The organism is Flintibacter faecis, assembly GCF_014287875.1.
GTDB classification, from domain to species: Bacteria; Bacillota; Clostridia; order Oscillospirales; family Oscillospiraceae; genus Lawsonibacter; species Lawsonibacter faecis_A.
Genome location: NZ_JACOPN010000013.1, coordinates 19,533 through 29,872 on the forward strand (window position 1 = coordinate 19,533; position 10,340 = coordinate 29,872).

A 10,340-nucleotide genomic window follows, 5' to 3' on the forward strand; every position below is an offset into this window, starting at 1 on the left:
GGATTCTCCATAAAAACAGTTCCGCTAAGTACCCTGTATTTCTCCTATAAGTGAGGAGGTAACCTATTTTGCCTGTTATTAGATTACTTTCGACACTGAATGAAAGGAGGAAACCGCCTATGTCAAACAATTATCGTGAGCTGACGGGCAGGGAGAAGCAGCGGATCAAGAAGCTGGTTACTTCTCTCTGTGCCAACTACGACAAAGAGTACGGCTGCCTGCCATTGGACTGTGACTGTCCAATGTTGGGTATCTGCTTTACCAACAGCGCACTATGCAGATATTTCCGCAAGTCTGTCCTGCCGGAAGATGCAGGATTGGAAGCCGTATTCACGCAAATATCGACCACTCATTGTAAACAATGCGGCAAGCCGTTCCCAACTGACGGAAAACGGGTGTACTGCTCACAGCGCTGTGCCGAAGAAGCTCGCCGTAAGCAGACAGCAGCAAGGGTGCGTAAGTATCGGGAGAAACAACAACAGATGTAACGCTTTTGCCCTCGGAAAGCCTTGTGCCGCAAGGCTTTTTTGAGGGCATTTCTGTATTGGCAGGGTGTGAATACCTTTTGCTCGATTTTAACCATGCAAATGGTTACACCGTGCCGGAACTAAACCTATTATACGAAAAAACAATGAACATTTCAACACGGAGGTAACTGCCTATGGCAAAAAACGAGAACAGTAATTTTTCTTATATGACTCGCCGCATTGGCGGCACCACCTATAAAGTTAAAGTAGTATTCAGTGATACAGAGAAGGAAACGATGGAGGATAAAATTTTACGGATGATTCGCAATGAAACGGTTACAACTGGCGGAACTTGTGGTATAATAGATTCACCACAAATGAGCCGACAGTCTGAAAGGAGCGCATCATGAGCGTAAAACAGACTGAAGGAAAAATCACAGCTTTATATGAAAGGCTGTCCCGTGATGATGACCAGACTGGTGATAGCAACAGTATTGTCAATCAGAAAAAATACCTTGAAAGCTATGCCCATCAGAAAGGTTATACGAACTGTCAGCACTATACCGATGACGGTTGGAGTGGAGGAAATTTTGAGCGTCCCGCTTGGAAACAGCTTATTGCAGACATCGAAGCGGGCAAAGTTGCTCATGTCATTGTAAAAGATATGAGCAGGGCGGGGCGTGATTATCTGCAAACAGGCTTTTACACGGAGGTATTCTTCCGTCAGCATCATGTTCACTTTGTGGCGATTGCCAACAGCGTGGACAGCGACGATCAGAACAGCAATGAGTTTGCCCCGTTCCTCAACATTATGAACGAGTGGTATCTTCGTGATTTGAGCCGCAAGCAGAAAACAGCGATCCGTGTGAAAGGCGAATCCGGCAAGCCTACCACCAACTGTGCCATTTATGGCTACAAGAAAATGCCGGGTGATAAGTACAGTTGGTATATCGATGAGGAAGCCGCTGCGGTTGTCCGCCGCATTTTCCGGCTGACCATCGAGGGAAACGGTCCTTATGACATCGCCCGTATCCTCTATGACGATAAGGTGGAAACTCCTGCGGTCTACGCCGCAAAGCAGGGGCGTGGCGTCTGGAAAAGTAAAGAGGAATTTCCCAACCCTTATAACTGGAGTGGTTATATCGTTGGGCAGATTCTCTCCAAGCCCGAATATATGGGGCATACGGTCAATTTCCGTTCTCACAAGCAGTCCTACAAGGACAAAAATCCGGTTATGAATCCGCAGGAGGACTGGCTAATTTTTGAGAACACCCACGAAGCGATTGTAGATAAGGAAATGTGGGAGCTTGCACAGAAACTGCGAAAGACACCGAGACGCCACGATACGCTTGGCGAAGCCAATCCGCTGACTGGACTTCTGTTCTGTGCTGACTGCGGAGCGAAAATGACCAATCACCGTTCCAAAGGCGGTACGAAGAGCAATCCCTATCCCTCTGATTTTTATGATTGCTCCGCCTACACATTGGCACATCAAAAGCGCACTCATGCTTGCAGCGGTCACTATATTCGGACAAAAGCGGTCAGAGAGCTTGTTTTGGAAACCATCCGAACAGCCAGCGCCTTTGCCATCGCCAATCAGGATGAGTTTATGAAAAAGGTGCGTTCTGCTTCTCAAATCAGACAGGCGGAAGTCGCAAAGGATACCAAACGCAAGTTGAACAAAGACCGTAGGCGTATTGCCGAGCTTGATACCATTATCAAAAAGCTCTACGAATCTTTTGCCATTGGGCGCATTACCGATGAGCGCTTTGATACTCTGCTTGCAGAATACGAAGCGGAGCAGAAAGCTCTTGTCACATCTGTATCGGATGCAGAATCGCATCTGTCCTCTTTTGAGGAAGATACTGACCGTGCGGAGCAGTTCCTTTCACTGGCAAAGAAGTACACCGACTTTTCCGAACTGACTACTCCAATGATCAATGAGTTTATTGAAAAAATCATTGTCCACGCCCCGGAAAAGATTGACGGGGATCGGGTGCAGGAGGTTGAGATTTATCTGAAATTTATCGGACGGTTTGAACTGCCCGAACCGGATCTGACACCGGAGGAGATCAAGCGGCAGGAACAGCTTCGCAGACACCGCATCAAGAGCCGGGAACGCTACCAAAAAATCAAGGCTGGTGAGCACGCAGTTGGTCAGCCATTTCAGCTAATCTGTAAATGCTGTGGTGAAGAATTTGAATCCAAGCGGTCAAATACTCTGTTTTGCAGTCCGAAGTGCCGTACTAAATTTTACCGTCAGGAAGCAGCGGAAAACCGAAAGCGGGAATGTGTCTGCGAGAACTGCGGAAAAACTTTTACCGCTACACGGAGAGATGTAAAATACTGTTGTGATGATTGCAGGACGGAAGCAAACCGCAGGATGCAGAAAGAACGCAATGTTGCGAAGCAAATAAAAAAGAACGAACCAGTATTGCTTGATGCCCCGCCTATTAAAGAAAACGGGCAAAAACAGAAAACAGCATAATAAATGACGCTGAAGGCGACTTGTGAGAATAAAATCTCATGAGCCGCCTTCTTTGCGTTTTCAGCCGGATACGGCAGAAAGGAATAAAACCTATGACAGAAAATGAAAAGAAGCTTTTACAGGCGAAGCACAGATTGGAAGAAGCCGAGATGCGTGACCGACAGAAAGAGCGAAAAGCACGGACACGGCGGCTGGTTCAGGAAGGTGCGATTTTAGAGAAAGCATTACCGCAGACAACACAGATGACTTTGGAACAGTTGGAGGATTTTTTATGCGAAGTATTCAAACCAATCCGATGATTTTTATGAGCGACCGGCTATCGGTCGCTTTTTCTTTTTCCCGAAGGGCGCACTTACTCACCACCTGCAAAGCAGGCGGTGGTATCCCTCCCGTTGGTCGGGCTCGTGCGCTCTTCACGAACTGTCTTTCAGACAGTTCTCCAGAGGGGGCAGGCAATGTCGCAAGCGAACATTCCCTGTGCAGTCGGCTCTATATTTGCTCTATCAGCAAAACGATGAGGTGGCATATTGCCACCCCATCTCGCCGCCTGCCTGCGAAAACCTGCCACTGGCAGCTTTTACGCAGTTATGGGTATCGCATTCTCGGCGACACCCATTTTCTCTTTTCAAAAGAGAAACAGAAAGAAAGGACGGTGAAGCCAAATGGCAATCTATCATCTGGAAGCAAAAATAGTCAGCCGTGGTGCAGGGCGAAGTGCAGTCGCTGCGGCAGCGTATTTAAGTTGTTCTAAAATACTGAATGACTATGACGGGATTCAGCACGATTACACCCGTAAAAAAGGTCTTGTCTGGCAGGAGGTGTTCCTACCAGAGTTTGCCCCATCAGAATGGAAAGAACGGAGCGTGCTTTGGAACGCCGTGGAAGAAAATGAAAAGACAAAAGACAGCCGCCTTGCCCGTGAATTTGTGGTCGCTTTGCCGATTGAGCAGAACGAAACACAGTGGGAAAAGCTGCTGTCTGATTTTATTTCTGGAACCTTTGTAGATGATGGTATGTGTGCGGATGTGGCAATTCATGATCCATATCCTCCCGGTCACAATCCCCATGCTCATATCATGCTGACAGTGCGCCCGTTAGATGAAAAAGGAAACTGGCAATATAAGACACAGAAGGAATATCTCTGTGTGAAAAATGGAGAGGAACAAGGATTTACTGCGGATGAGTTTAAGACGGCACAGACAGAGGGATGGGAAAAGCAATACCAGTATAAGGTAGGAAAGAAAAAGGTTTATATGACTGCTTCTGCTGCTGAAGAAAAAGGCTATGAACGGGTATCGAAATATCCCAAAAGCACGAAATACGGCAGACAAAATCCTATTGCTGAGCGTTGGAACAGCGAAGAACAACTTGTTTTATGGAGAGCAGCGTGGGCTGATGTAACGAACCGCCATTTGGAGCGTGCTGGACACAAAGAACGCATTGACCACCGCAGTCATGCAGAACGGGAACTTGATGAACAACCTACTATTCACGAGGGTGTGGTTGCAAGAGCATTGGAGAAAAAGGGAATTGTTTCTGACCGCTGTGAGTTAAATCGTCAGATTAAGGCAGACAATGCGTTGCTCTGTGAGCTGAAAGCAACGGTCAAGAAGTTGATTCAGGTAGTTAAAGCATCTGTTCCTGCTCTTGCAGAAGCAATGGAGTCCTTACGGGCGAACATGGTTATTTTTTGCTATCAGATTCGCTATGCCGGTTTTGGAAAGCACAAATTATCGGAAAGCCTGAATGTGCTGAAGCCCGACTTAGAGCGATATTCCGTACTGGTACAGCAGATTAAAAATACGACCAAAGAACGGAAAACGCTGCTTACAGAAAAGAAAGCGACACCATTTTATCAGTTTGTTGCTCATAATGATTTGGCAAAACAGATTGCCGAACTGACGGAAGATTTAGAAGAACTGAGATCCGAAAAGACGATGCTCCTCAGTTCATTTGATTGTAGTGAGGATACTGGAATTGCTGAGGTTAAAAAGAGTGTTTCGGCTATGGAGGAAAATTTGAAACGGCTGACAAAGCAGGAAGAAAAATATGCTGCTGAGTTGGAGGATGCCTTAAAGCAGTTCTCAGAATTAAAGGAGCAGGCAAAAAATGTGGATTCAGCAGAACTTTCCGAACAGCGGATCGCCTTACAGGGGGAGAAGATTCAATCTGCCACTTCCAAGATCAAAGCGGCATATGGAGAAAAATTTGATCCGCTTATCCTGCTTGACAGCAAGCGTGATGTTTCTGAATTATTGGGGGAAGAAACAGAAGTACGCTCTATTCAAGAACACCTGCAGCAAAAACAGCAGCCAGAAAAGCAGCAGAAAAAAGCCAAATACAAAGAGCAGGAGCGATAAAACACTGCTTCAATAATAAGAGAAAACATTTGTACAATTCTTTTTATGCTTTATTTTGGCAGGGAGTTGCATTATAATATACGCAAATGGAAAATATCAAAACAAGGAGGAACAGGATATGGGAATTCTAATCTCAGTAATTACCATTACTCTGCTGGTGCTCTGCTATGTCAGGATGTATAACCGTCTGAAGCGGCTATTCGTCAAGGTGCAGGAAGGGAGTGCAGGCATAGATGTTGCTTTGGAGAAACGCTACGATATGCTGTCAGAAGAAATTGAGGCAGTAAAAAAGTATCTGGCGCATGAGTATCAGATCTACACCGAAGTCACATCTACCCGCGCGGGGAAAGAACTGAACGAAAGCATATTTCAGGAAAAGAAACAACTGTCTGAGGAAGCGGTCAAAGCGATCAGCGAGACGATTGCCGAACAGCAAAAGCAGATGGAAACAATCCGGCGGCAGTTGGAACAGCAGCGAGGGCAGGATCATTCTTTTGGAGCGGAAACACCGGGGATGGGGGACGACGGGCTGATCGGACATCAGGTAAGTCTGGATCGGAAACTCGGCTTGCTTACTTCCGCCCAGCAGGGACTCACCGGGGTCAACTCTGCCATCAATGCACTGGCTGAGCAATACCCAACCCTTTATTCCTATGCGTCCATGCAGCATTTCCAGCAGGATATTTTTGATGCAGAGGAACACTTACAAGCGGCGAGACGGTTGTACAACTCTAACGCATCTTTGTATAACCAGAGAATTAACACATTTCCCTACCTGCTTTTAGCAAAACTTCATGGCATGAAAGAAGCGAAGTTCTACACTGTGGAAGAAAAGAAAAAAGACTTTAAGCTGCAGTTTTAAGAAGAAAGGGAAAAAGATGTATGAAAATGGTGGAACAGAATATCAGCGGTGTCAAGCTGGAACGGCTGCGGCAGAACGCTGTTAAAAAACATAAAATCCTGCGGAAACTGTTTCCGGTATGCTTGATTTTGTTTATAGGATTGACATTGGTAAAAAACCGATTTTTGTTTGCCTCCATCAGAGAATATGGATGGGGAGATCCGGCAACTCAGGGAGCCTTTTGGATGCTGGTAGGAAACCTGATGCTCAGCGTGATTTTTGCGGGTGTCATTTTTGGTTTTTACTATATGCTGGTCTATAAAAAAGCTTATGACCTCTTTTGTATCAATTTCAAAAACAAATATGTGTTGGACACTCTCCGACAACTGCCGGATTTTTCCGAATTGCGCTACAATGCCGGAGGCGGTCTTTCTTATGAGGAAATGAACCGTTTAAAGTTAATCCCCGGAGGTCAGTCGGTCTTTTATCAATCGTCGGATGAACTGTCCGGCAAGCTGGATGGAGTTCCCTTCCGGGCTGTCAATGTCTGCACTGGCGAAAAAGCTTCCGCAAGAAGTTCTACTCCAAAAATTCTGTTTGAGGGACAGGTCATTGTTTTTTCCTGTTTTGATAATCGGAAGATCAGTGAGGGCTTTGTCCAGGTGTTTTCCAAAAAAGCTCTGTCTAAACTCAGGGAAACCAGAGTCCCGCTGCCAATTCAGACAGAAAACAGTGTATTCAACGAAAATTTTGCAGTGTTTGCAGAGAACGAGCAGAATGCTTTTTACATCCTGACCCCCCAGGTGATGGAGCAGATTACAGCTTTTCAGGAAGCTATGGAAGGAAATGTTTATCTTTCCTTTTCTGAAAAATCCCTGTATGTAACTTGCAGCCAGCTTCGCAATCCTTTTCATATTTACATCGACATCCCTGTTGAAGAACAGCGTCAAAAGATTGCTGGCGATACGGCGATTCTCCGCAGTGCAAAGGAAATTCTCATCAGAGCCGGACAAAGCAGTCCGAAATAAGAAGGCAGTCCCTGAAAGGAGGAAGATATCATATGGGATGCATGATTGTGTTCGTTATCCTGCTTGTTATTGGAATAGGCATCCTCTGTTTTCTGACAGGGGATATGACGGCTTTTATCGCCCTGGCCGCTACTTTAGTCATAGGGCTTGGTCTTGCCGGTATTCTGTATCATATCTATAAATCGAAGCAAAGACGGATGGAGAAGTATAATCCCCTATCCCCTACATTGCGCTGGATGAATGCCGCAGGGTCGATCCTGATTGCAGCAAGTCAACATACAAATTTTCATCTACTGGCTGGCTGGCGGTACAATAACGAATTTGACCGGGAAAGTATTAAAACAATGCTGTGGGATTATTGGGGCATTCAAGGACATGAGACAGCTATAAAGGAAATGCGCAGCCTGATCGACGAGGGAATGCGTGCCAGCTATCGGAGGAAAATGGAACTCTTGTCGCATAAATATAAGGATGCTACAGAAGTCCAGCTCATTGAGGAGGCCCGCAAAACTAATCCAAAAGCCGATGAAGATAGCTACCTGCCGAAAATGCTGACAGCATGGCGGCGTTATGGGGAAAATGCCCTGTTAGGCTGGGATATGGGACGCTGCGCATATATCACGCAATGTTGCTATCTGGCAGGCTACATCAATATGAAGGAAATGTTGGATTTGTGTGTAGATGCTGGGACAAAGGCGCAGGCTTTTTTTCAGAACTGGGAAGAAATGATGGAGAGCTATCTTCTGGGCGGACAATTTTGGAAGCATGAGGATCAAAGCAATCCAAACTCCATGACGGCAGAACGCTGGAAGTTATATGAACAGCTCTGGCAAGGAAGAAAACCCTTCCAGAGCTCTCCATACCTCGCTGTCCCGTTCGACCAGCCCCTCTCCAAAGAGGTTATTACCAATGAATACGGTATTCTGCCGGAATACCAAAAATATTATAATCATGGATAGTTCGTATTCAGTTTTGGGTATGGGAAAGGCGCGGCCTGTCTGCCGCGCCTTGGTGGGTGGTGTTCGGTTTTCCGTTTCTGGCTGGACAAAGTGTCCAGAGGTGGGGGCGTGTAGTGCTATTTGCTGCTTTCTTCTTTCCAGTCACTTAAAATCAGTTCAAAACTGTCTGGATAAATATAAACGTTCTCAAAATATTCATAAAAATCTTGATGCGCACCAATATTATAATTGAGATAATCGTCCTCATTGACTACTTCATAGTTTTCTTCTGATAGATAATAGACACCTACATCTACAGAATAGCCCATCGCCTGTATCTTTGATGTTAATTGCTGCATATCTGTGTCTTTTCCTACTGTATCATCTTTCGTATAAATCCAAAGAGAAACGACCGGGTTTCGTCCCATACCAAAAGTTGTGAGTAATTCTTCAGCCGTAGTGTTTTTATCAAAGTCAGGAGATGGGGTGTAAGGTGCAATAAATACTTTGCAATCATCGTAAATTTCCTGCACAGTAGGCGCTAAAATAGCTCGCAAATCTTCTCGTCTTAAATAGACAATATAGTTGTCTGTATATGTCTGCGCTTCCTCCGACCATCTCAAACGTACATATAGCCCCGGAAATCGTGTGGATTGAATACTTCCGTACTCTGTCGCAACAAATTCATCGCCATACTTCTCGATGAGGTATTCCAGCTTTGGGTCTGTACGGGAATGGTACATATAATCTGCGATCTGCTCATGGAGCGGACGGGGCGGGTGCAGCTTGACCCGAACGATCCCCGCCGCCACAAGAATAACCGCCGCCGCGCACAAAAATATCACGAGCCGCCTTTTTCCTTTGTGGGTCATCGTCTCTCCCTCCTTAAAGCCTGTGCTTGGTTTATGGTAATTGCTCTTTAGTCCCTGCTGGCTTTCTTACTCCAATAGCACATAACATTGTGACTTTTTTTGATACTCTCATCCAATCGTTCAGAATAATCAACACACATCTCTGTCCCCATCGCAAAAAATTTAATTTCTGCCACTATACACAGCCCCAATATATTCTGTTTGGTCAACTGGCAAAAAGAATTGCAAAATTCATTTGATATATTGGCATCTAATTCCGGGAAATAAGATGTGTCGAACCATAATTCAGTAGAAAATACTCCATTTTCAAAGTATTGCCTTGCTCCAATGATATAAGAGCCTGCTTTTCCATCGAAAGAAACGACTTTGCCATTTAATACGCACCGTTCAATTTGTTCATCATCTTGCGTGTAAAGCACATCTTCTTTTGTTGGCAGCCAGCCATTCCAAACAATACATTTTTCTGAAAATTGTATCTTGCCGACAATAGGAAATATCGTTTCGCACATTTTAATGCTGGGATATTTTTTGCTTGCAATGTAAACTTCAAATTTCGCAGCCATTTTCCTCAAATTCCTCCCATCATTTAAGAATTTCATTATTGCAGATCTGGCATCCAAATGTTGTCAGCAGTGTATCATGTCTGGAGCATCGTGGAAAATTTGGGGGATCACTTATCTGGTTACTCAAACAAATTACATTGTCCATATTTCGGTTGCTCCATATCACGTTTCTGTTCCATTTGAGGTGAGAGTGGTGTTAAACTTCCAATTTTATTTTATCATTATTGCTGGGAAATGGGAAGTATCTTCCTGTTTACCGCTCCATATCCCTGTCCCGGTGCTGTGTCTGCTCCTGCTGGCGGCGTGCGCTGTCCACAACAGATTTCACCCGGTACAGCTTCATCAAATTGTCTTGGATAGGTTTGTGCTTTGCGTAGTCCCTCTGGTACTGGTATTGGCTCCGTTGCTGTCATTAGCGGTGTAAGAAGGGAAAACTTACAGAGAAAGCCTTGTTTGTTATATGTTCCATGAATCTATTATATTTCGCAGAAATTATCCTTGACAAATCTCGTCTCAAAAAGCAATGTTGGAGGAGTTCGCCGCACGGCAGGGGTTTACGAACATTGTCCATTTCACGGACGATGGCATTAGCGGCACTTGCTTTGACCGTCCCGGATTTCTGGCAATGATGAAAGAGGTTGAAGCCGGAAATGTGGAGTATCTGTGTATCAAGGACATGAGCCGCATGGGTCGTGACTATCTGAAAGTCGGTCAGATTATGGAAATCCTGCGTCAGCGTGGCGTTCGCCTTATCGCCATCAATGACGGCGTGGACAGTGCCAG

11 protein-coding genes and 1 pseudogene are annotated in these 10,340 nt (G+C 45.3%); 10 read left to right on the top strand and 2 right to left on the bottom strand.

What is annotated here, in order from left to right; all coding sequences use genetic code 11:
* Positions 1-119 precede the first annotated feature (119 nt).
* The 9 genes from H8S55_RS13240 to H8S55_RS13280 all read left to right on the top strand — a co-directional run bounded on the left by H8S55_RS13240 (position 120) and on the right by H8S55_RS13280 (position 8,143).
* A complete protein-coding gene (locus H8S55_RS13240; RefSeq protein ID WP_002593312.1) occupies positions 120-488 on the top strand; it encodes a cysteine-rich VLP protein in 369 nt (122 codons plus the stop codon).
* A 173-nt stretch (positions 489-661) separates the two neighbouring features.
* A complete protein-coding gene (locus H8S55_RS13245; protein ID WP_002593313.1) occupies positions 662-877 on the top strand; it encodes a transposon-encoded TnpW family protein in 216 nt (71 codons plus the stop codon).
* A complete protein-coding gene (locus H8S55_RS13250; protein WP_002593314.1) occupies positions 874-2,955 on the top strand; it encodes a recombinase family protein in 2,082 nt (693 codons plus the stop codon). Before H8S55_RS13245 ends, H8S55_RS13250 begins: the two co-directional genes overlap by 4 nt.
* 92 nt (positions 2,956-3,047) lie before the next feature.
* Positions 3,048-3,254 carry a DUF3847 domain-containing protein gene (locus H8S55_RS13255; protein ID WP_002593315.1) on the top strand — a complete coding sequence of 69 codons (207 nt, stop codon included), beginning with the start codon at positions 3,048-3,050 and terminating at the stop codon, positions 3,252-3,254.
* Positions 3,227-3,706, top strand: coding sequence for a hypothetical protein (locus H8S55_RS13260; protein ID WP_243200620.1), 480 nt, complete (start codon positions 3,227-3,229; stop codon positions 3,704-3,706). Before H8S55_RS13255 ends, H8S55_RS13260 begins: the two co-directional genes overlap by 28 nt.
* The gene (gene mobQ / locus H8S55_RS13265) at positions 3,618-5,315 is read left to right on the top strand and encodes a MobQ family relaxase (protein WP_069158901.1); all 1,698 of its coding nucleotides are present in this window, start codon (positions 3,618-3,620) and stop codon (positions 5,313-5,315) included. The genes H8S55_RS13260 and mobQ overlap by 89 nt, the downstream gene beginning before the upstream one ends.
* A 118-nt stretch (positions 5,316-5,433) precedes the next feature.
* On the top strand, positions 5,434-6,177 hold the full coding sequence (locus H8S55_RS13270; RefSeq protein WP_069423126.1) for a LemA family protein: 744 nt from the start codon (positions 5,434-5,436) through the stop codon (positions 6,175-6,177).
* A 20-nt stretch (positions 6,178-6,197) separates the two neighbouring features.
* The gene (locus tag H8S55_RS13275) at positions 6,198-7,184 is read left to right on the top strand and encodes a DUF3137 domain-containing protein (protein WP_069158903.1); all 987 of its coding nucleotides are present in this window, start codon (positions 6,198-6,200) and stop codon (positions 7,182-7,184) included.
* Between the two features lie 32 nt (positions 7,185-7,216).
* Positions 7,217-8,143, top strand: coding sequence for a DUF1266 domain-containing protein (locus H8S55_RS13280; protein ID WP_002593319.1), 927 nt, complete (start codon positions 7,217-7,219; stop codon positions 8,141-8,143).
* Between the two features lie 116 nt (positions 8,144-8,259).
* Here H8S55_RS13280 and H8S55_RS13285 read toward each other — a convergent pair whose 3' ends face one another.
* Together H8S55_RS13285 and H8S55_RS13290 are read right to left on the bottom strand one after the other, a co-directional pair.
* A complete protein-coding gene (locus H8S55_RS13285) occupies positions 8,260-8,994 on the bottom strand; it encodes a hypothetical protein (RefSeq protein WP_009252104.1) in 735 nt (244 codons plus the stop codon).
* 47 nt (positions 8,995-9,041) lie between these two features.
* On the bottom strand, positions 9,042-9,557 hold the full coding sequence (locus tag H8S55_RS13290) for a hypothetical protein (protein WP_009252105.1): 516 nt from the start codon (positions 9,555-9,557) through the stop codon (positions 9,042-9,044).
* Between the two features lie 505 nt (positions 9,558-10,062).
* On the opposite strand from H8S55_RS13290, the pseudogene H8S55_RS13295 reads away from it, so the two are divergent.
* Positions 10,063-10,340: pseudogene (locus tag H8S55_RS13295) on the top strand (recombinase family protein); the annotation flags it as partial.

What these genes read in the sequence shown, in the direction of transcription:
- H8S55_RS13290 (WP_009252105.1), bottom strand. Translation starts at nt 9,557, where the DNA reads ATGGCTGCGAAATTTGAAGTTTACATTGCAAGCAAAAAATATCCCAGC.
- H8S55_RS13285 (WP_009252104.1), bottom strand. Translation starts at nt 8,994, where the DNA reads ATGACCCACAAAGGAAAAAGGCGGCTCGTGATATTTTTGTGCGCGGCG.
- H8S55_RS13250 (WP_002593314.1), top strand. Translation starts at nt 874, where the DNA reads ATGAGCGTAAAACAGACTGAAGGAAAAATCACAGCTTTATATGAAAGG.
- H8S55_RS13275 (WP_069158903.1), top strand. Translation starts at nt 6,198, where the DNA reads ATGAAAATGGTGGAACAGAATATCAGCGGTGTCAAGCTGGAACGGCTG.
- mobQ (WP_069158901.1), top strand. Translation starts at nt 3,618, where the DNA reads ATGGCAATCTATCATCTGGAAGCAAAAATAGTCAGCCGTGGTGCAGGG.
- H8S55_RS13280 (WP_002593319.1), top strand. Translation starts at nt 7,217, where the DNA reads ATGGGATGCATGATTGTGTTCGTTATCCTGCTTGTTATTGGAATAGGC.
- H8S55_RS13270 (WP_069423126.1), top strand. Translation starts at nt 5,434, where the DNA reads ATGGGAATTCTAATCTCAGTAATTACCATTACTCTGCTGGTGCTCTGC.
- H8S55_RS13260 (WP_243200620.1), top strand. Translation starts at nt 3,227, where the DNA reads ATGCGAAGTATTCAAACCAATCCGATGATTTTTATGAGCGACCGGCTA.
- H8S55_RS13245 (WP_002593313.1), top strand. Translation starts at nt 662, where the DNA reads ATGGCAAAAAACGAGAACAGTAATTTTTCTTATATGACTCGCCGCATT.
- H8S55_RS13255 (WP_002593315.1), top strand. Translation starts at nt 3,048, where the DNA reads ATGACAGAAAATGAAAAGAAGCTTTTACAGGCGAAGCACAGATTGGAA.
- H8S55_RS13240 (WP_002593312.1), top strand. Translation starts at nt 120, where the DNA reads ATGTCAAACAATTATCGTGAGCTGACGGGCAGGGAGAAGCAGCGGATC.